Source organism: Psychrobium sp. nBUS_13, assembly GCF_051201665.1.
In the GTDB taxonomy this organism is placed as follows: Bacteria; Pseudomonadota; Gammaproteobacteria; order Enterobacterales; family Psychrobiaceae; genus Psychrobium.
This window is the reverse complement of record NZ_CP179210.1, coordinates 2,496,738-2,517,902: the sequence shown is the minus strand read 5'-3', so window position 1 is coordinate 2,517,902 and position 21,165 is coordinate 2,496,738. Positions and strand designations below refer to the sequence as shown.

The window sequence follows — 21,165 nt, the reverse complement described above, 5'->3', positions numbered from 1 at the left end:
CGATCTTTGAAAGAAAACTAGTAACTCTTTCAGCTTGTATTTCAATACGCTTTAGCCTCTAATAAAGGCAACAAAAACACTTTATTTTTATATCTTTAAAGAGAATGGAAAATGTCAAAAATAGTTAAAGTAATCGGCCGTGAAATCATGGATTCACGTGGTAACCCAACAGTAGAAGCTGAGGTTCATTTAGAATCAGGCGCTAGTGGTATGTGTTGTGCGCCATCTGGTGCGTCAACGGGGTCTCGTGAAGCATTAGAATTACGTGATGGCGACAAAAGCCGCTACCTTGGTAAAGGCGTACTAAACGCCGTTGCTGCGGTAAATGGTCCAATTCAAGATGCACTAATTGGTATTGATGCTAACGAGCAAGCTAAGCTTGATAACATCATGATCGATTTAGATGGCACAGAAAACAAAGCAACTTTTGGCGCAAACGCTATCTTAGCCGTTTCTTTAGCTGCAGCGCGTGCAGCAGCTTCTGACAAACGCATTCCACTTTACCAACACATTAGTGAAATGAATGGTACTGCGGGTCAATACTCAATGCCATTACCAATGATGAACATCATCAACGGCGGTGAGCACGCTGATAACAACGTTGATATCCAAGAATTCATGGTACAACCTGTAGGCGCTAAAACATTTACTGAAGGCCTACGTATGGGCGCTGAAGTATTCCATAGCTTAAAGAAAGTATTATCAAGCAAAGGTTACAACACCGCTGTTGGTGACGAAGGTGGTTTCGCGCCTAACCTAGGTTCAAATGCTGAAGCACTTAGCGTTATCAAAGAAGCCGTTGCTAATGCTGGTTATGAACTAGGTACAGACATTACGTTAGCACTTGATTGTGCGGCCTCTGAGTTCTATGAAGATGGTAAATACAACCTAAAAGGCGATAACAAGGTATTTAACGCTGATGAGTTTGGTGATTACCTAAAAGATTTATCTGAGCAATACCCAATTGTTTCTATCGAAGACGGTCTTGATGAAAGCGACTGGGATGGCTGGGCGAGCTTAACGGCTAAACTTGGCGATAAAGTACAATTGGTCGGTGACGATTTATTCGTAACGAACACTAAGATTTTAAGCCGTGGTATCGAAAACAACATCGGTAACTCAATCTTAATCAAGTACAACCAAATCGGTAGCTTAACTGAAACACTTGAAGCCATTAAGATGGCAAAAGATGCTGGCTTCACTGTTGTTATCTCTCATCGCTCTGGCGAAACAGAAGATGCCTTTATTGCTGATTTAGCCGTTGGTACTGCAGCTGGTCAAATCAAGACGGGTTCATTAAGCCGTAGTGACCGTATTGCTAAGTACAACCAACTGCTTCGTATTGAAGAAGCTTTAGGTAGCAATGCACCATACAATGGTCTATCGGAAGTTAAAGGTCAGTAATTTTTATAATTGCAGACTAACAAGCCGCTTACGTTAATTCGTAAGCGGCTTAATTTTTATTGGCTTTAAAACGATTTGTTTTCGATTTTGTTGAATATTTTTTGGCTGGCCGGTGTCAAAAATGACAAATATCGCGCTTGATAAATAGTATCGCGCTTGGTGATAATTTCTTGGTTAATGCGCGTTATAATCGATTTTCCCAGAGGAGACTTAGAACAACCAACATAGGCTTTGTAATAGCGTTTGTTATTTTTGATTGGCAAGTAGGTGATTGCGTCGGCTGCCATTTGATATTCGTTAGCATATTATTGAATTTCTGCCGCATAACCGAGCACACCATCCACTTGTTTGCGTTTGCTGAATAGATACAATAAGTCGTGCATTTTACTTGAGCCAGTTAAATTGAATAAACGACTATTGTCTTCAAAATCATTGATAATTTGTAACTACTCAGCAGGGGGGGAAGATATTTGGTAGTGCTCCGTTTAATAATAATGACAAAGCAGTAGACGCACTGACCCCTTGTTTTTTACAACTTGACAGGTAGCTTCTAAGGCCAAAAAACATGACGGAACCATGCTTGCTTCTAAAGCAGCCCGATATCTTTTGCTGAACTTTCACCATTCTCAAATCATTTTCACCCTGATTGTTCGTGAAAGGCACAATTTTATCCACCATAAATCTGAGTACATCATCTTCGTAACTCTGTAATCGCTCTAATAAATTGCGCGATTTTGATTTCTTAGGGCGTCCACGTTTCCCGACGATTATCGCTGGCGGAGGGCTTTCGTGTTCACCCTCTTTTAAAATATCTCGATATTGAAGGCGACTCATTAATTGTCTTTTGTCGCTAATCACTCCACCGCTATCTTCAACTTCCTGATTAAGCTCTATTACCGTCTTTCCGCACCTAAAATAATTGATTAAATAACTTGACGCAGATCGCTAGATTTAATCTATTACTTATCTTTGGGCGGTAAATAATAATGGCTTCATATTCAAGTCAGGGACTCGATCACTTAGGTTTAGTTTCTGGTATGTGTAAAGAAATTGGCGTAGCACAAATCATCGATCAGGCAACACCACCCCAAGCTCCTGATAAGCACATTACCTTCGGAAAACTTGTTGAAGCCATGATATTAAACGGTCTTGGTTTTGCTGGCCGAACGTTGCATATGTATCCTGAATATTTTGAAAGTAAACCAGTCGAGCGCCTGCTCGGTAAGGGTATCAAAGCCGAACACATTAACGATGATGCTTTAGGCCGTTGCCTTGACCAATTGGTATTATATGAAACAGGTGTTTCAGAGCTCTATCAACGCCTGTCGCTCAGCGTGGTAAAGCACCTTAATTTACCGTGCGAAGCATTGAATATTGACTCAACGAGCTTTCATCTCGATGGCGAGTATTTTCATGACGTGGATTCAAAGACCATTCATATTACGCGTGGCTATAGCCGTGACCACCGACCCGAGTTAAACCAAGTCATCTTAAATCTTATTACGGAGAACAAGGCTGGCATTCCCATGTATATGCAGGCAGCCAGTGGCAATACCAATGATAATGAAGGCTTCAAAAAAATTGTAAAACACCACCTGAGTAGTATGAAGGCCGCACAAAATAATCGTTATTTTATTGGTGATGCAGCGCTCTACGTGGCTGAAACAATCCAGTCGCTAGACGAACAAAACCAGCTTTTCATCTCACGTGCGCCACAAAAGCTAAAGGCGGTAAGGCAAGCCATTAGCGAGCAACACACCTTGAGCTTTGAGACCTTAGAAAATGGCTATAGCGGCGCTTGGCTAAAAGCAAATTATGGCGACGTAGAACAACGTTGGTTATTAGTGTGCAGCGAGCAAGCTAAAAAGAGTGAGCAAAAGACGCTCGATAGAAAAATGCTCAAAGAGTCTACAGCGGCCTGTAAGTCATTCAAAAAGCTAGCACGTCAACGATTCTCTTGTGCATCCGATGCGGCTGGCGCATTAACTGTGTGGATAAAGGCCAATCCATCCATTGACTTGAGCGATACAGGTACCACTGAGCATGCTGTATTTAAACAGTCTGGTCGTCCCAAAAAAGACCAAGAGCCAGCAGGTTTTGAATATCAGATCACAGGTCATCTTAGCTCTTCACTCAACGTAAGAAGCGATAACATGCAGCAAAAAGGTTTTTTATGTTGGCTAGCAACGACTTGAGTGAGACACTCACGATGGAAAAAATGTTAAGCCTTTACAAGTCACAGCAAAGTGTTGAGCGTGGCTTTAGATTTTTGAAAAGTCCAGACTTTCTCACTTCATCTCTGTATCTAAAAAAGCCAGAACGCATCGAAGCACTGCTGATGGTAATGACTTGCTGTTTAATGATTTATGCGGCTCTAGAATATAAAATAAGACAAGAACTAAAAGTACAAGATGCTTATTTCCCTGATCTTAAATATAGGCCAGGTCAAGAGCCTACAGCACGGTGGGTATTTTTATGTTTCCAAGGGATCGATGTGTTGACGATAGAGGGTGAGCGGCAGTTAGTACTCAATGTGAAGGAGAGGAACCGCACCATCATTGACTGTTTAGGCTCAGCGTATCAATTAATTTATTATTAAAACTAGTGCGGAATGACGGGTAAATGTAAATATTAATTTTTTTATTATTAATATCTAGGGCGTGTTGATCTTTGCTGTACATTTCGTATTCAACAATACATCGGTAGCCACATTAACATGAATGCCAGCGATAAAATGCTGGCATAATTCCTTTCTAGCTTGTCATATCTACTTGAAATAGCTCGATAATGCTTAATTCTCCCAAAGGCATTTTCGACCAAGTGACGATACTCGTATAGACACCAATCCATACTGTCTTTGTCTATATCTTGTCGGTAATTGCGTTTCGCAATTACCGTTTCTCCGCCACGTTCCTTAACAAAAGTACGGAAAGATTCGCTGTCATATCCTTTATCACAAATGATGGTATTAACTTCATCGAGTTGCTCAACTAAGCTTTCGCCATGCACTATATCGTGGCGTCGTCCTTCTGATAAATCAAAGCAAATCGGCAAGCCACCACTATCCACGGCTAAGTGAATTTTGGTTGAGTTGCCCCCGCGACTTTTTCCTATTTGCTCTGAGCTTTCAGTCGCTGCACCTGTACTATGCTGATGCGCTCGAACTATAGAGCCATCAAGAAAGACCCATTCAAAATCAGCCATGCTAGATAAACTTCTGAAAAGCTTATCTAAAATCCCTTTCTTTGACCAAAGATTAAATCGTCTGTAAACGGTATTCCAGTCTCCGAACTCAGACGGTAGATCTCGCCAAGGGATACCTGTTCTCATTCGATAAAGTATTCCTTCAAATGTCATTCGATGTTCAATTTTATCGTAAATACGACCTGTACTTTTCATAACTTGGAGTAGCAGTTCCCAGCGAATATCAGTTAGCATTGTTCTTGGCATGGTATTGGTTATCGTTTTATTTTTGGCGAAGCAAATTATAACTCTTTACCATGCCGTTCAAAAAACACTCACGAAAGATCAACACGCCCTAATAACTTATTACTTTGATTGTAAAAAGTGTGATACTTTATTATTTCTCATTGTTAGCAGGATGTAGCATTTAATTACTCATTATTGTTAATTTAATGTGGCAGTTTATTGAGTAATCACTCTGAGAAACTGATAGCGACTTTATTTTTGTAGTATAAAAGTAGTTAATTTATTAATTAAATTTGGATATAAAAGGAATAAAAGGAATAAAAGTGAAAAAATCAATTAAAGATGATCCTAAATATAAAATTAAAGTAATCTTACCTATAAATCAGGAAGCAGCTGATATGTACATAGATGATGTAATGCAAGAAGTGGAGGAAGTTCTTGCACCTGATTTCTATTTTGAAGTAGTAGGCCTTGACCCAAAAGCAACAAGCTTCATTCAAAGTAGGAAATCAGAGGAGTGGAATGCACCCTTCATTTCCGAAGTAGCTATTCAAGCAGAAAAAGATGGATTTGATGGGATTTTTATCAGTTGTTTTGGTGAGCCAGGAGTTGAGGCTCTTCGAGAACAGTTAAAAATACCGATAGTAGGTGGCTTCTTTCCTTCAGTAAGCCAAGCTCAGCTTGTTTGTTATAAATATGCCATCATCTCTGTTGTTGAAAGTGTATTGCCGATGATTTCTTACATTGGTAATGCTAAAGAGGTTGATTCAAGAATTGTCTCTTATCGTCAAATTGGTGTTCCAGTAGCAGATCTAACAGACATAAATTTGGTTATTAAAAAAACAGTTGAGCAAGCAACGATCGCTATTGAGACAGATGGCGCCGAAGCCATTGTTTTAGGATGTACTGGAATGTTAGGTGTGGCTGAACCAGTTCAATCTGCATTAAGTGCACATTACTCTTCGTTGGGTGGAGAACATTGTAACGTACCAGTAATCGCTCCTACTGCGGCTGCAATCACAATGTTACAGTCACTAATTAGATCTAAAACATATCATAGTAATTTAACTTATTACCCTCCAACGGAACAATATCCAGCACATTCAACAAAGGAATAGACAATGAATACTATTATTGATGTAGAAGGTTTAAAAGATTTAGCACTTGGTTTAGGTGTTTCTGCTGCCGGTGGCGGAGGTTCTTTTATTCAAGGCATAGAAATTATTAATGAGATAATTAATGATGAATTTACTGAGATAGAATTGCAAAACATTCAATCTATATCGGAGAATGATTTTGCAGTTGTTGCAGGTGGCATAGGTAAACCTGATGCTTTGTCAAAACCAATTGAATTTGCAGACAGAATGTCAGTTGTACTTCAACAGTATGAGGAAAATTATACAAAAATATCTGGGTTTGCACCAATAGAAGTTGGTCCAATAAATGGCTTATTACCCATTGCTATAGCTCATAAAAACCCAAATTATTGTGTTTACGACTGTGATGGTGGTGGTAGAGCCGTTCCTTCACTCACTACATTAATGTATGATGAATTACAAAAAGCAGATCCAGTTGCTTACGCTTGGAAAACAGTAGATGCCACACCAGACATCAATACTTATCTTGTTACATCCGAAGAATCTTCATTCAGGGGTTCCGAAGCAGAATTATTCTTTAGTTCTGTTATGTCAATTGGTGCTGTTGATCCAAGTTCAGGTGATAAAGATGCTAATGGCGCGATTCCATTTGCTTGTTGGGGTTTTGACAAGAATAATCAACCAGAAATACCATATAGCACCTATTCGATTCGAAAAAACCAAGGCAGATTGCTTCGTGATCTATTGAATATTGATGATATCTCTTTATATCATACTGCTCTTATAGAAATGGCTGCAAAAGCAGAGAAAGATGATTACGTTAATCTTTCGTTCAAAAGTGTTATTGATGAAGTCAAACAAATTAATCACCCTCGATGGACTTGTGGATGGATTGTATTTGATAGTGATATCGATGCTAACACTCAAAAAAGACTTTATTTTGTTAATGAAAATGCAGCTTTAGTAGAAGTTACAAATACTGACGATGTAAACACATTCAATATTTTGGCAACGGGACCTTCATTGATTTATACATTGATAAAAGATGACGAACCTGAACAGATTATAAAAGATACTTTTGATGTATCTAGTGGTTGGTTTCCTTATAATACAGGGGAGCTAGACACTATTAAAAGGTTAAAAGGAAGTGAAATCTTTGTTGGTGTCATTGGTTCAACCCCTGAAGAAGGGCAGAGCCCACTGTTAATGGTTGAGCGAGCAGATAACTTTATTGATGTCCAGAGATCAACATTTGAGACACTAAGGACTTATTATGAAAATGGCATACAGCCTTATCTCAATGAATTTCCTAGTGAAACGCAAATGTCAGAAGTTTATCCTAAGCCTTATGATAGTATGCAATCGGCTAAACATAGTAGTAAGCAATCGACGAAAGGATATATGTTTAATCCGTTGATTCGGAATAACTGGAAATAGGTATACTATACTAGTTAAAATAACACTTGACAGTTATCTGTTATTTTATTGATAACTGTCAATTTATGTTGTTGAACTCAATCGCTACAAGGCACGGCTAGCGCATTTTAATCTCAGGTTCTAACAGAGTTTGAGCGATAAACGTCGTCTATACCCGTGATCATTGAAAGTGCTTGATTTTTTAGCTAATGAGATCATGATAGTCACATGAAAAAGATTGCTCTCACCGACATTCAAAAAGAAACGTTAGAATCTCGACATAAAAAAGCGAGAGATAAGCGTGAGTGCGATCGAATTAAAGCTATTCTATTGCGTGACGAAGGCTGGTCTTCGCCAATGATTGCTCAAGCGTTACGCATTCACGAAACGTCAGTTGTTAGATATATTGATGACTACATTCGTCGTGAAAAATTAACCATCAACAGCGGCGGCTCTACTAGTTATCTTAATCATCAGCAAACGCAACAGTTAATTGAACACCTGTGTGAAGTAACTTACCTACATAGCCATCAAATACTTGATCATATTGAGAGTGAGTACGACATTAAATACACGGTGCCTGGTCTCAATAAATGGTTACATCAGCATGGCTTTAGTTATAAAAAGCCCAAAGGCGTTCCTCATAATTTTGATGAGGAAAAGCAAGCAGCTTTTATCGCACATTATAACCAGCTTAAATCAACGCTGGCCCCTAATGAGCCAATCTTGTTTATGGATGCTGTTCATCCAACACAAGCGACAAAAATCACGGCAGGCTGGATTAAAAAAGGGGAAAATAAACCCATTAAAACCACAGGAAGTCGAACACGAATTAATGTAGTGGGAGCTATCCGATTGGGTCACTTAGAGGAAGCAGTGATAAGGCAATATAATAAGACAGTCAACGGTGAATCTATCGTTGATTTTTTAAATGAAGTCAGAGCCAATTATCAGACGAGCGGTATGCTTCATATGGTTCTTGATGGTGCTGGTTATCACCGTAATCAGATAGTGATTGATGAAGCCGAAAAGCTCAATATCAAGTTACATTATTTACCACCCTATAGTCCTAATTTAAACCCAATAGAACGGCTATGGAAGGTAATGAACAAAAATGCGAGAAATAGCCAATATTTTTCAAGTACTAAAGAGTTTCGACGGCGTATTAGCGATTTTTTTGAGTCAACATTACCCGATATTGCCAATACACTTGACGATACGATCAATGATAATTTTCAAATATTAAAAACTGCACTTTGAAGTTGATTTAGTATAGATCTGACCTGCCATTTTCTTTTCCTCGCCATACTCGCTGATTTTGTAATATCTTGTTTAAATAGTCATTCTTAAAATCGCCGTTTATAAATTAACGTTCTTTTGGTAAACAAGATCGTAATAATTTTGGCCTCTTCGTCAAGTTTTAGATGATCCAAGTCGGCAATCCAACATATACCGAGTAACACGCTCTTGAATTTGAACAGAAAGAAAGTCAACATTCACTTTCTTAAATTCCATGCACACGCCACCATTAATAAGTTGATTTGGCCTCCATTAAGTCTCTTTCAATCTGCACTTAGATAGTCTGAAATCTTGTTTAAGGTGGCCAATTATAAGTCATTACAAAGAGTTGCTAGTAAATCAAGCGCCGCTAATGTTGGCGAACGAGTACGTGAATTAACAAAAACACTTTCGCGCTTACATTCATTGCTCTCGACGCAGTTGTCACAAGATTTTACGCCATCTAAAACACGTTTAATGCAGATTCTAGCTAATAATGCCACTGGCGCAACAGCTCAACAGTTACAGGACGTTAATGACCTTTTAGAAGGGTATATCACTAATGACCGTAAGATTTGATGGATGATTATGCTGTGTATCTAAATACGTACCGTAAAGTCTTAGATAATCAGCCGTTAGGCGCTGCGCAAAAGAGGAATCTACTCACGTTTGTAAAAACGTTCGTTAAATATATGCATTTGAAAAAATTAATGCAGATAAATACATTAGAGAATATCGAATTACCCTCAAAAGGTGAACAGGTTCCCAAGGCTCTTTATGACGTTGGTGAGGTTGAGGTGATTTTGCAGCAACCGTTATTGTTTGGTGTAAAAGGGTTAAGAGACCGAGCAATTCTAGAAACATTCTTTGCCACTGGCATTAGGCGTGGTGAGCTAGTTAAACTAAATATCGATGATATTGATTTTAACAAAAGATTAATACGCGTTCATGGCAAAGGAAAAAAAGAACGTTTAGTGCCAGTTAGCCAACGAGGCTGTGAATGGATTGCTTTTTATATTGGTAAAATTAGACCTATGTTTGCTTTTATAGGCTCAGGAAAGGCGTTATATCTCGCTAATAATGGAAAGCGTTACGCATGGCTGATTTTGAATGGGTCTTTCTTGATGGCTCTATAGTTCGAGCGCATCAGCATAGTACAGGTGCAGCTACTGAAAGCTCAGAGCAAATAGGAAAAAGTCGCGGGGGCAACTCAACCAAAATTCACTTAGCCGTGGATAGTGGTGGCTTGCCGATTTGCTTTGATTTATCAGAAGGACAACGCCACGATATAGTGCATGGCGAAAGCTTAGTTGAGCAACTCGATGAAGTTAATACCATCATTTGTGATAAAGGATATGACAGCGAACCTTTCCGTACTTTGTTAAGAAACGTGGCGGAGAAACGGTAATTGCTAAACGCAATTACGGACAAGATATAGACAAAGACAGTATGGATTGGTGTCTATACAAGTATCGTCACTTGGTCGAAAATGCCTTTGGGAGAATTAAGTATTATCGAGCTATTTCAAGTAGATATGACAAGCTAGAAAGGAATTATGCCAGCATGTTATCGCTGGCATTCATGTTAATGTGGCTACCGATGTATTGTTGAATACGAAATGTACAGCAAAGATCAACACGCCCTAATAACGCAAAGTTTAAAACTGTTTTATTGGCCGTCTAAACTCGTGTATATCGCAAGAATTGGAAATTTGTATTCTCCAAATGAGACGGTAATTGATTGAATTTCGCCACCTTCAAATTGCAGTTTATTTTCTTGTGGAGCAAATCTGCTGCCATCAGCAAACAACCCCATAATGTGGTCATGCTCTAGGCTACGATTGCCACTGGCAGTGTTTTCAATGGTGATGACACTCCAACGTTCACCTGTCTCATTACTCATAAGCACATAGTTAAGGACTTTAAACTCACTTTCTTTAGGCTTGATATTTTTCTCATTTGGAAAAGACAAATGAATATTTTTTGAAACGGTACGGTCAACCGTCAATATGTCGTTATCACTGGCATAACTTGATAGAGATAAAAATAATAGAGTTGTGGTGAGAAGCTTTAACATTGATTAGTCCTTTAAATTGAAGCGTTAGTTAATACCCTATTATTCAAACTAATAGGGTATGAGGAAAGAAGATACTTACTCGTAGCTTAATGGATCTTGAATGCCGTTTTTTTCGAAGGCTTCTAAACGCTCTTGGCATGAACCACACTGTCCACATGCGTGTTCACGACCGTTATAACACGTCCATGTTTGTCCATAATCAAGTCCCATGCGTATACCGTCGGTAAGAATGCCAATTTTATCAACTTTGATGTACGGTGAAACGATATCGACTGGATCGTAATTAGCAATTTGAGATACGTCATTCATTTTTTCGACGAACTCAGGGCGACAATCTGGGTAGATGGCATGATCACCGCTATGAGCGCCGTAATACACAGCTCGTGCATCTAAAGATACAGCATACGCAATGGCCATAGATAACAGCACCATGTTGCGATTTGGCACCATGGTCGATTTCATGCTCTCTTCTTCGTAATGACCTTCAGGAATATCAATATCATCAGTTAATGAGTTTCCCGCCATTAATTGATTTATTGCCGAAATATCAACAACCTTATGCGGCACATTTAAGGATTTACACACATTGGCTGCATATTCAATTTCTTTGCTATGGCGTTGGCCATAATTAAAAGTAAGGGGATAAACGTCTTTTCCTTCTTCAATCGCTTTGTGTAGTACGGTAAATGAATCCATACCGCCAGAATAGATGACGACGACTTTTTCTTTCATTGTTGCTAGTCCACTGTGGTTATACGTATAATACGCGCCCAGTATACCGAACTTTAAGTAAATAAGAATGAGCCAGCTACCACTAAACGAAATTTTTGAATCAATTCAAGGCGAAGGGTCTTTCACCGGCGCGCCGTCAATATTTGTTCGTTTACAAGGTTGCCCCGTTGGCTGCGCTTGGTGTGATACAAAGCACAGCTGGTATCTTGATGAAGCCCATCAAACATCTTTTGATGAAGTCATTGCTAAAGGTGGCGATGGCGAAAGCTGGTGTTACACCGATATTGAAGAAATGGTGGCTCATTTACTTACCTATCAAGCACGTCATATTGTGATTAGTGGTGGCGAACCATGTTTATATGATCTTAAGGATTTTTGTGCCGCGTTAGAGGTTAATGGCTTTAGTATTCAAATTGAAACCTCTGGTACTTTTGAAGTGAAGGTGAGTGATACAACACATGTCACTGTGTCGCCTAAAGTCGCAATGAAAGGGGGGTATGAAATTTTAGATAGCGCACTAGTGCGCGCTAATGAAATTAAACACCCTGTTGCGATGAGTCGCCATATTGAAGAGCTTGATGCATTGTTGGCACGACTTACCGCCGAGCAAGTAGCTAGTAAAAAAGTGTATTTACAGCCTATTAGCCAACAAGCTCGCGCCACACAACTAGCCATTGATACGTGTATCGAACGCAACTGGTGGCTATCAATTCAAACTCACAAATATTTAGCTATTCAGTAAGCGTCTAATTAATCTGAGTCCATTGCCCAGTCTCCCAAAATGTTTCAATTTGGGAAAGATACGGAGCAACATCGATGGCGTTTTCATCGCGCCATTGTGCACGGTAATAGGTATTAGTATATCGATTACCATCATCGCAAATAAGCGTGACAATCGCGCCACTTTGACGTTGTTCAATCATTTCACGCATTAACGTAATCACACCGTAAAAGTTAGTACCGGTTGAACCACCGCAGCGTCGACCTAGTAATTTTTCTAAAAATAACATGCTCGCTATTGAGGCGCTGTCAGGAACTTTCTGCATTGAATCGATGACATCTGGATTAAATGAATCTTCAACGCGCGGTCGTCCAATCCCTTCGATACGAGAACCCTTAGCGCTTTGTAATGACACATCACGTTGATGATAATAATCAAAGAATACTGAATTTTCAGGGTCAACAACATGCAGTTGTGTGTTGAGTTGGTTATAACGAATATAACGTCCTATAGTGGCACTTGTTCCGCCCGTACCGCCGCCAACAACGACGGCATGTGGTTCTGGGAAAGGCTCTTTTTCTAATTGAGCAAAAACACTTTCGGCAATATTGTTATTGCCGCGCCAATCGGTTGCGCGCTCTGCATATTTAAATTGATCCATAAAGTGACCATTGGTTTCTTTTGCAAGACCAATGGAGGCTTCATGAATTTTTGCTGGATTATCAATCAAATGGCATTGGCCGCCATAAAATTCAATTTGATTAATTTTTTCGACTGAGGTTGAACGTGGCATTACGGCAATAAAAGGCAGGCCTAATAACCTGGCAAAATAAGCTTCTGACACGGCAGTGCTACCAGAAGATGCTTCTATGATGGTAGTGTGTTCTTTAATCCAACCGTTACATAGGCCATACAAAAATAATGAACGCGCTAACCTATGTTTTAAGCTACCTGTAGGGTGCGTAGATTCATCTTTGAAATATAGAGAAATAGTTGGAAATTGTGGTGTTGGCACTTGCAGTAAGTGAGTATCTGCGCTGCGCTGAAAGTCAGCATCTATTTTGGCAATGGCTTGATTGACCCAATGTCTAGGCATGTTTAATCTCCAAGGTATGTCGACTATTTATAGAATTTAATGAGTTTGGCAGCTATTTCTTGATCAATGTTTCATATTCTTGATGCAACTTGTTGTAACGCTTTTGGTGTGATTTTGACAACTTCATACCAGCAAGTACCCTAAATGATTCCTTGCATTCTGCGGATAGCAGTTTCACGTATTTTCGTTTGTCTTGCATCAGTTTGATCTGTGCTTGCGCAACGTTGAGTACGGCGCCGGAATTGACTGGTGACAGTTTGAGGGCTTGTTTAAATAATTGAAGCGCTTCGAGGCCATCGTCGCCACTATAGGCTTCAATACCTTGGCGAGTAATTTTACTAAATTCAGCTTTGGCCATTGTCACACTGTTGTCATTGAGACGGGCATGTAAGTCTTGCGCAATATCGCTGTTTTCGTCTAATTGTTTGACAAACACTGAGGCTAATTCAAAATCATTTAAATTAATGAGTGTAATACAGGCATCTGGTGCCAATTCGTCAGGTAGATCCCATTCATCATCTTCGCTACAAAACTGATAAATGGCTTCCATCAAGGTTTTTTTTGAGATTAAACTCTCACCTTTGGCTGATTGCAATTGCGCCTGTATAACCCCTTCAAGAGCGCTAAATGCAAAGTCTAAACTACGACCTTCTTCTGCTTTAGCGCGATGTAGTGTTGAGGTTAGTTCGTTTTGTAACTTGTAAATTTCTTTTGGCTCTTCGCAATGTGCAACGTTTTCTATGATACTTCGGGTGTAGTTAAATAAATGATTGGTGCCAGCATGTACCGAGCGACGAGATAAATTAAGCAACTGACCATAACTGTCTTTCACTAATCCATGATCTTCATTCGCTTTGGCCACTTCCACCATAAATTGATGACGCTTCATTGAATAAGGTGATAACTCGACACTTCGCTCTAGTGTAGTTTTCGCGGCTTCTTTTTGTTGATTTGCAAGCTGAACTTTAGCAAGTAAATCTATGGCTTCTACATTAGTTGTTTGAGACTTAATTAACGCCTTAAGGATTTTTTCTGTATCAGCGAACTCTTCTAACCCCAATTTAGCGCGGGCTAGGTTCAAATTTGCCCAAGGAAGATCGCGTTCTTTGAGTAGTGGCAGAAGGTATTTCATCGCCTCGCTATTCTGACCCACATCGCACATTAGTCCTGTCATCATTTGCAGAATGACTGCACTGTATCTATTTTTTTCTTTAATTAATGTCTGACACGCGAGAATAGCCCGAGGTAAGTCTTGTTTATCTAAGCATTGATAGATAGTAGATAATGCCTGTCGTTTATTCCAAGCTTTCTGCAATCTGCTATCTAATAAACGCTGTGAAAAGGGTTTTATAATGTAGTCGTCTGGCGCCATTTCCATGGTACCTAAAACAATAGCGCGATCTGTTTCAGCTGATACAACAACAAAAAGCGCCGTTGGCTTAATGAGACGCAGTGCTCGCAGTTCTTCTAGCAACTGAGTGCCGTTTTTACTGCCTAAGTTATATTCAACCATGAGTAACTGATAGTCTTTGGCACGACATGAGCGAAGCGCCGCTTCGCCGCTGTCAGAAAAGTCGACATGTTTAACGCCGAAATTCGTCAAAATGCCTTTCATCATAATTTGGAAAGGGCGTTGTGGATCGACTAACAGTACTTTCAACTGGTTGTAGGGTATTTTTTGTAACGTCGACAAAGACTTATCCTATAACTTAAAGAATTATTTCTATGTTCTCTATCATATAAGAAACTGTGGGCAAAAATAAAGACTTGAATGCGAAAACAATCAATTAGATTTTGTTGGGTTTTTGAACTACTTAAGAGATTATTTTACGACGATACTAAAGAAGAGCTTGATGGTGGAGGGAGGTGGATTCGAACCACCGAAGGCTGAGCCGGCAGATTTACAGTCTGCTCCCTTTGGCCACTCGGGAACCCCTCCAATCAAGTGGCGCGAATAATAGATAATTAATGCCCTAAGGTAAAGGAATATTTTTATAAATTTCGCTAAAGTTTTCATATTATTAGCCGATAGCATACTTAGTGTTCAAAGAGATGGTTTGTTATGCAAACAGGTAATATATTAGTTAGCGAGTTACAGCTCGATCAACGACTTAATCGATGTGTCAGCGAAGGCAATAAAAGCGAATTTGATTTGCTGTTGTCTATGCTATCGACTGATGTTCGTGATCAAGACCAATTCTCAATAATTAATGACCCTGAATCTGAAGAAGCTGTAAGTTTACGAGACAAGTTTGGCGTTCCTCAACCACAACCACTAATCTCTCGTGAATCAACACAACAAGATTATTCAATTTCCCTTGCGAATTTAGCACGAGAAGACGGATTAGTTTCTGCTAGGTTGCAACATTGTTTGCGCCCTGAGGTAATGCATTTTGATGTCGATAGAATCGAAGGCTTTTCCGATGATATTGCAGATAATCTATCGCCAATTGTCCAAGCACGATTGTCTGGAAAAGAGTTTATTCACACCAACCCATCTATTAATTTTGACGACGTTATTGCCGCTCAAAAAGACTATGAAGCACAGTTATTTGTTGCTTAATTACCACAACACTTTTTAAATTTCTTACCACTATGACAAATGCAATTGTCATTGCGTTTAGGCATGGCTGCTGATTGCTTAGGATAGGTTGCGTCAACATAGTACCAGCAGGAAGATTCCGACTTATCAAAGCGATTACTGAGCTCTTCATCCATCAATTGATTTTCAAAACGAGATATTTCATGATGATTTTGCAATTGACCATCTTGTTTAAACCAAGCAACAAATTCAACAATGTTAGATTGGGCAGAAGTAATGACGTCTAAACCTAACCAATCGCACTGGCTATTCCACTGTTCAATGCTCGCAATGGATACATGCTGACGCGTTTTGAGACTATGAGTTGCATAGATATAGTGACAATCGTTTTTGACAAAGGCGCAATATCTGCTGCGCATTAGCTGTTCAGGCGTTTGAGGTAATGCGTTGGAAAGATGGAACGGCTGGCAACAATCTTGGTAGGATTCGTCACTGCCACATGGGCATGGTGCTAATATCATAAACTGTTGCTTTTATTGACTATCGCTGCGCGACGTAGTTTTCAATCGGATAATATTCATCATAATGTAAGCCATCGATTTTTTTGGCTTTGATGTAATTTTTGATTTTTGACTTTGAATTCGCTTCAGACCAAATTCCCCATTGTCCATCTTCCTGTAAGGCGAAGGTGATTGTAAATTTTCCAGCGTGTTGCTTAGGCGGTTGTTTACTTTCTTGAGGTGGAATGACGGTTACAACATAGTAGCCAACATCATGAATGCTTTTGGTATCAACAATTCTGTTGGTTACTCGAAATTGCAAATCTAATGAAGAATTGTGTTTTTTAAGACGAGAAAAATATTTGTCATAGAGCTTATATAAACTTTGATGGCCGTGAATGATTGGCATCGAACCACCGGTTGAAATATAAATACCATCCGGGTTATAAACATCGGTCATTTTTTGGGGATCTAGTGACGTATAAGCGTGCGTCAACGATTGATAACATTCATTAACATTGGTTTTGCTATCTTCTGATTTGTTGTCACCAGACAACGCTTCAGCAGCGAAGACAGACAACAATAGGCAACTTGAGAATAATAATCGACGTAACATAACTATTTACTTTACTTATAAAAACACAATCTATTTTGCGACAAGGCACTGTAAATGAACAGCGAGTATTTGCCACAAAATGTTTCAGCACGCATCATACAACAATTTATTCATTTAGATATAAAGATAAATCAATAAGAAGTGGCAAACCGCTGCTAATAGCACAAAAATATGCCAAATTGCGTGGTTATAGGGGATCTTATGATTAAGATAGAAATAAACGCCCGAGGAATATATCAAGCCGCCACCTGCTAACAACGCTAATGCGATAACAGACAATGCTTGAATTAACTCATAAATTACAAACATGGATAGCCAACCCATGATTAGGTAGGTGAGTACAGAAAATTTCTTATACTGACTACCAAATTTTAGTTTGATCCCTATACCAATAAACGCACATAGCCATACTAAGCCTAATACGCTGTATCCCATGACACTGGGAATAGTATGGATGATCAATGGCGTATAGGTGCCAGCGATAAGTAGATAGATGGCACAATGATCAAAGAGTTTAAAAGCGTGTTTTTTCGCAGGGTCTTTCGAGCCGTGATATAGCGTTGACGCAAGCATTAATACAGTTAGGCTGACGCTATATATAATAGTGGTTGTTAGCTGGATTACGTTTTGATGCTGAAAATAGCTACTAATAAATGCAATGGACGCAAGAATCCCAAACACAGCGCCGATGCCGTGAGTTAACGTATTAAGCTGTTCTTCTTTTGTGCTATAAGCGGAGGTAGACTGAGCTTGTGTATTTGATTGTGGCATTTTAAAAGTTAAGCTAACAAGTGTACGCTCAATCTATCCTTATAATTGGCTTATGTCAAACACAAGTTTGAAAGTTCGATAGATATCTAAAAAACCAGCACTATGGCTGGTTTTCTAGATTGGTTTGAAATCAGAAATTATAAGACAGTGAAATTCCGACAGTGCGCGGCATACCGTAATTTGCACTATAACCGACTGAAGAGTTGAGTACTTGAGTACGGTAGCGCTTATCGGCTATATTTTTAGCGTACAGATATACACTCCAATCTTCGTCAATCGAGCTTATTCCAACGCGAATATTATGCAGCCAATATCCTGATTCGATAGCTTCTTGGGGTTGATTAACAATGTCATATTTTACATCACCTTTATAACTTGATGTGAATATAATGTCGCCCAATAAGTTTTCCGTTAACTCCCAGTTATATCGAATATTACTATTAAAATTAACTGATGGGGAATTAGGTAGTTCGCTGCCATTTTTTACGCCGACGACAACAGATTTCGTAACTTCTGTATCTAATAAACCCAGCCCAGCTTTGATGGTTAGTTCTTCAGTTGCTGCCCATGCCAAATCAAGCTCTAAGCCTTGCAATGTTGCGTCGCCGACGTTATCAATACCAAAAAGTGGCGATTGAAGTACTTCTGAGTAATACAAAGGACCGTACATTTGCATATCTTGATAATCATAAAAGAAAACAGAGCCATTAAGTTGAACACTGCGTTCATTCAGGGATGATTTAAAGCCCATTTCATAGGCAATAACTTCTTCTTCTTTAAAGCTATCTAATGCTGTTGGATCAAAGCTGAGTTGGCCTTGGAAGTTACCTGATTTGAATCCCTTACTAATACTTGCGTACAATAACGTGTCATCAAGCCCAGAGTAATCGATACCTATTTTCCCCGATAAATCATTGACGGAGTAATCATTGCTAACCGGATCGTAAACGTCAAATTGAGTGCCACCGTTGGTCGGGTGAGCGTCGATATAGGCAAACGCAAAAGCGTCAAAGAAGTCTTTAGTCTCATCGGTATAACGCACGCCAGCCGTTAATTTAAAATCATCATCGAGTTGATTCTCGGAGTGAAGAAATAAACCACCCGTTTTTGCCTTTTGTTTGTATTCGTTTCCTAATGAATAATAGGTTGGAATTAATTGTTTAACGTCGAATCGATCGCGTGTTTTAATTTCATCAATGCCATAAAACGCTCCGCCAATAAGCACTAGGTCATCTTTATCGTACGTAAAACGAATTTCTTGTGATTGCTGTTCTATGGTGTTTAAGTACTCACCATCTAATTGAACTAGCGCAGTACCGTCACGATCTTCGACATGTTGACGTTCATATTTTTCATATCCGGTTACAGAGGTTAAAGAAAGATCGTTATTAATTTCCCAATTTACGATTATTGACGCGCCAGCGCTCTTAATGTCGACAAAATGGTCATCTCTACCTGCAGACTCATAAGGTTTGATATTGGCATATTTATCATCATCAGCAGTAGTTTGGTTGTCTACTTTAACTAACCAAGTGTCCGATTTATCAGTGCCGCCGTGAATGTTTACTAAAACATCGATATCATCGTTAGGCATCCAATTAAGCAATGCTCGCCATGACGTCATATCTACTTCACCAACATCTTCACCAGTCTCACGATTTGTTTGATGCCCTTCACTTTGTCGTACTGTTTTTGCTGAAAATCGGCCATTTAAGCCTTCGGTTATTTCTCCAGTAATAGCGCCTTCGATTGCCGTACGTCCGTAAGTACCATAATCAAGTGAGAAATATCCTTCAGTGATATCATTTGGCTTTTTGCTTACAAAAGTAACGGTACCTGCCGTTGTATTTCGTCCGTAAAGCGTACCTTGTGGACCTTTTAATACCTCAACACGTTCAACATCGAATAGTTGGAAACTAAGCATGGCAGGTGAAGAGAGATAAACTTCATCAATATATAAGCCTGCGGCAGGGTTATTATTAACCGCATAATCGTTCAATCCTAAGCCACGAATACTGACATTGGGAACACTATTTTGAAACGTATTGTTTATATTTAGATTGCTGGTTTGTGCAGCTAAATCTAATGGCTGACCCGCGCCGATATTTTTAATATCGTCGCCATTAAATGCCGTGACCGCAATACCAATCTCATTGATATTTTGAGCACGTTTTTGTGCGGTTACCATTATAACTTCAGGCTCGTTCTTTTTCTTTTTCTTTTTGGCTGACGCTTCTTCTTCGAAAGCATGGGTTGTCGCTGGTAAAAACGACGCTAAAATCGCGCAACTTAACAGTGAATATTTCATAGTATGTAATGTCATGGCTCGTTCCTTTATAGGTTAGTTAATCGCAAAGTACTGATACTTGCAATTTTCTAGTTATTTTTATTGATTTAGTTCTTCAATAGGTGTGAATTCATAATCTAATCCAAATGCTTGAGGACCAAAAACCGCTAAGGATTCTGGTGTTCGCATGATAGGCGCAGCACTTGTGCCTATTACTTTGATTCGCTGTCCATACTTAAGGGCATCAACTGGAATAGGTTCGGCGGTTTCTCGATCTACCATTGCCAATAAATCAGGGACTATTGCCAGCAGTTTATTGCCTTCTTTTGCGATGAGAAATTCGTTTTGGAAATTTACTTCAAGTGTCCGCTCAGACCCATCGAGGGCACTCAAAATACAATGCCCCATAGTAAACCCGTCCGTCACTTCTCGGCGCAAGTCGGTAACTTTTCCGTCAAATAAAACGCTGCACTGATTGTAATAGGGCGTTGATCTGAGATAACCAATGAGTTCGTCAATTGGGCTTCCTTCCAGTTGACCTCGTTTGATGGCACGACCAATTTCCAACGCCATGGTCAACGTACCGTGGACACCGTAATCTTTTGCTTGTTTTCCTGTCATTGAATAACTTGACATAATAACGCTACAGCCCATTTCTATTGAGCTTACCCGAACCAAATCTTCAGCCCGTTTGGCATGGCCCGTTTCAATAATAAGGCTGTTAAGGTGTTCGTCGGTAACACAAGCAGGCGTGCATGAAACGCCGTAAACATTAAAGGTAACCATTTGAAGTTCCGGAAATGCTCGGCCCATGCCGTCCATGTTAACCAACGGCAGTTGAGAGCGTGCTGCTGCCATGATGGGTAACATGGAATTGACACCGCCAATTTCAATAGGTAATAAGGCATCGGCTTTACGACCTAAATGTTTTTCCATTGTCGCAATGGCTAAGTCAACATCTTCACCACAGGCTCCTTTTTCGCTTAAAACGGTTGGGGCACCGACCATCGCAATGGTGAATACCAACGCATCGTCAGCTAACTCATCTGGTTCGATGATTTTCGGCATTCCACACTCTTTGATTGCACCAGCAGCAAGTACTTGCCCTATGTATGGATCACCACCTCCACCTGTGCCTAAAAATGCAGCGCCACGTGCAAGATCAACTAAGTCACTTTCTGTTAATTTCATACAACCTCC

General features: G+C 39.6%; 19 protein-coding genes, 1 tRNA gene and 2 pseudogenes. 10 read left to right on the top strand and 12 right to left on the bottom strand.

Translation table 11 applies throughout. From position 1 onward, the window contains the following. Positions 1 to 111: 111 nt before the first annotated feature. Entirely contained in the window at positions 112 to 1,404 is a 1,293-nt protein-coding gene (gene eno, locus ACMAZF_RS11455; protein WP_435273975.1) for a phosphopyruvate hydratase, read from the top strand. A 450-nt stretch (positions 1,405 to 1,854) separates the two neighbouring features. Here eno and ACMAZF_RS11450 read toward each other — a convergent pair whose 3' ends face one another. Continuing rightward, positions 1,855 to 2,298, bottom strand: a complete 444-nt coding sequence (locus tag ACMAZF_RS11450) for an IS66 family transposase (protein WP_435277233.1) — start codon at positions 2,296 to 2,298, stop codon at positions 1,855 to 1,857. Between the two features lie 86 nt (positions 2,299 to 2,384). Here ACMAZF_RS11450 and ACMAZF_RS11445 point away from each other — a divergent pair. After that, positions 2,385 to 4,003 (top strand): annotated as a pseudogene (locus tag ACMAZF_RS11445) (IS1634 family transposase). Between the two features lie 89 nt (positions 4,004 to 4,092). On the opposite strand, the gene ACMAZF_RS11440 reads toward ACMAZF_RS11445, so the two are convergent. Continuing rightward, on the bottom strand, positions 4,093 to 4,854 hold the full coding sequence (locus ACMAZF_RS11440; protein ID WP_435273974.1) for an IS5 family transposase: 762 nt from the start codon (positions 4,852 to 4,854) through the stop codon (positions 4,093 to 4,095). Between the two features lie 302 nt (positions 4,855 to 5,156). Here ACMAZF_RS11440 and ACMAZF_RS11435 point away from each other — a divergent pair, with 302 nt between their 5' ends. The 6 genes and pseudogenes from ACMAZF_RS11435 to ACMAZF_RS11410 form a co-directional block, all read left to right on the top strand. After that, positions 5,157 to 5,951, top strand: coding sequence for an aspartate/glutamate racemase family protein (locus tag ACMAZF_RS11435; protein ID WP_435273973.1), 795 nt, complete (start codon positions 5,157 to 5,159; stop codon positions 5,949 to 5,951). 3 nt (positions 5,952 to 5,954) lie between these two features. After that, positions 5,955 to 7,367: an S-methyl thiohydantoin desulfurase domain-containing protein gene (locus ACMAZF_RS11430; RefSeq protein ID WP_435273972.1), complete on the top strand. Its 1,413-nt coding sequence runs from the start codon at positions 5,955 to 5,957 to the stop codon at positions 7,365 to 7,367. Positions 7,368 to 7,574: 207 nt separating this feature from the next. Continuing rightward, positions 7,575 to 8,606, top strand: coding sequence for an IS630 family transposase (locus tag ACMAZF_RS11425; protein ID WP_435273971.1), 1,032 nt, complete (start codon positions 7,575 to 7,577; stop codon positions 8,604 to 8,606). Positions 8,607 to 8,945: 339 nt separating this feature from the next. Next, complete coding sequence (locus ACMAZF_RS11420) at positions 8,946 to 9,203, top strand: hypothetical protein (protein ID WP_435273970.1); 258 nt, start codon at positions 8,946 to 8,948, stop codon at positions 9,201 to 9,203. Then, the gene (locus ACMAZF_RS11415) at positions 9,203 to 9,760 is read left to right on the top strand and encodes a tyrosine-type recombinase/integrase (RefSeq protein ID WP_435273969.1); all 558 of its coding nucleotides are present in this window, start codon (positions 9,203 to 9,205) and stop codon (positions 9,758 to 9,760) included. The genes ACMAZF_RS11420 and ACMAZF_RS11415 overlap by 1 nt, the downstream gene beginning before the upstream one ends. Then, positions 9,718 to 10,235: pseudogene (locus ACMAZF_RS11410) on the top strand (IS5 family transposase); the annotation flags it as partial. The gene ACMAZF_RS11415 and the pseudogene ACMAZF_RS11410, both read left to right, overlap by 43 nt. 57 nt (positions 10,236 to 10,292) lie before the next feature. Here the strand turns inward: ACMAZF_RS11410 and ACMAZF_RS11405 are convergent. Together ACMAZF_RS11405 and queC are read right to left on the bottom strand one after the other, a co-directional pair. Then, positions 10,293 to 10,700: a hypothetical protein gene (locus tag ACMAZF_RS11405; protein ID WP_435273968.1), complete on the bottom strand. Its 408-nt coding sequence runs from the start codon at positions 10,698 to 10,700 to the stop codon at positions 10,293 to 10,295. A 75-nt stretch (positions 10,701 to 10,775) separates the two neighbouring features. Next, positions 10,776 to 11,432, bottom strand: a complete 657-nt coding sequence (gene queC / locus ACMAZF_RS11400) for a 7-cyano-7-deazaguanine synthase QueC (protein WP_435273967.1) — start codon at positions 11,430 to 11,432, stop codon at positions 10,776 to 10,778. Positions 11,433 to 11,499: 67 nt separating this feature from the next. Here queC and queE point away from each other — a divergent pair, with 67 nt between their 5' ends. After that, a complete protein-coding gene (gene queE, locus ACMAZF_RS11395) occupies positions 11,500 to 12,174 on the top strand; it encodes a 7-carboxy-7-deazaguanine synthase QueE (protein ID WP_435273966.1) in 675 nt (224 codons plus the stop codon). A gap of 4 nt (positions 12,175 to 12,178) precedes the next feature. On the opposite strand, the gene ACMAZF_RS11390 is transcribed toward queE, so the two are convergent. The 3 genes from ACMAZF_RS11390 to ACMAZF_RS11380 all read right to left on the bottom strand — a co-directional run bounded on the left by ACMAZF_RS11390 (position 12,179) and on the right by ACMAZF_RS11380 (position 15,188). Further along, the gene (locus ACMAZF_RS11390; protein ID WP_435273965.1) at positions 12,179 to 13,249 is read right to left on the bottom strand and encodes a PLP-dependent cysteine synthase family protein; all 1,071 of its coding nucleotides are present in this window, start codon (positions 13,247 to 13,249) and stop codon (positions 12,179 to 12,181) included. A 52-nt stretch (positions 13,250 to 13,301) separates the two neighbouring features. Beyond that, positions 13,302 to 14,942 (bottom strand): response regulator, encoded by a 1,641-nt coding sequence (locus ACMAZF_RS11385; protein ID WP_435273964.1) that lies wholly within the window; start codon positions 14,940 to 14,942, stop codon positions 13,302 to 13,304. A gap of 161 nt (positions 14,943 to 15,103) precedes the next feature. Continuing rightward, positions 15,104 to 15,188 (bottom strand) — tRNA-Tyr (locus ACMAZF_RS11380). Between the two features lie 123 nt (positions 15,189 to 15,311). Here ACMAZF_RS11380 and ACMAZF_RS11375 point away from each other — a divergent pair. Further along, entirely contained in the window at positions 15,312 to 15,812 is a 501-nt protein-coding gene (locus tag ACMAZF_RS11375; RefSeq protein ID WP_435273963.1) for a VC2046/SO_2500 family protein, read from the top strand. Here ACMAZF_RS11375 and ACMAZF_RS11370 read toward each other — a convergent pair. From ACMAZF_RS11370 to ACMAZF_RS11350, 5 genes are all read right to left on the bottom strand, one after another. Further along, the gene (locus ACMAZF_RS11370; RefSeq protein ID WP_435273962.1) at positions 15,809 to 16,312 is read right to left on the bottom strand and encodes a YchJ family protein; all 504 of its coding nucleotides are present in this window, start codon (positions 16,310 to 16,312) and stop codon (positions 15,809 to 15,811) included. The two genes, ACMAZF_RS11375 and ACMAZF_RS11370, sit on opposite strands and share 4 nt — an antisense overlap. 19 nt (positions 16,313 to 16,331) lie before the next feature. After that, positions 16,332 to 16,907, bottom strand: coding sequence for a YybH family protein (locus tag ACMAZF_RS11365; RefSeq protein WP_435273961.1), 576 nt, complete (start codon positions 16,905 to 16,907; stop codon positions 16,332 to 16,334). Positions 16,908 to 17,021: 114 nt separating this feature from the next. Further along, positions 17,022 to 17,678, bottom strand: a complete 657-nt coding sequence (gene trhA, locus ACMAZF_RS11360) for a PAQR family membrane homeostasis protein TrhA (RefSeq protein ID WP_435273960.1) — start codon at positions 17,676 to 17,678, stop codon at positions 17,022 to 17,024. 130 nt (positions 17,679 to 17,808) lie between these two features. Further along, positions 17,809 to 20,001 carry a TonB-dependent receptor gene (locus ACMAZF_RS11355; protein ID WP_435273959.1) on the bottom strand — a complete coding sequence of 731 codons (2,193 nt, stop codon included), beginning with the start codon at positions 19,999 to 20,001 and terminating at the stop codon, positions 17,809 to 17,811. 63 nt (positions 20,002 to 20,064) lie between these two features. Beyond that, entirely contained in the window at positions 20,065 to 21,156 is a 1,092-nt protein-coding gene (locus tag ACMAZF_RS11350) for a DUF917 domain-containing protein (RefSeq protein WP_435273958.1), read from the bottom strand. Positions 21,157 to 21,165: the final 9 nt, after the last annotated feature.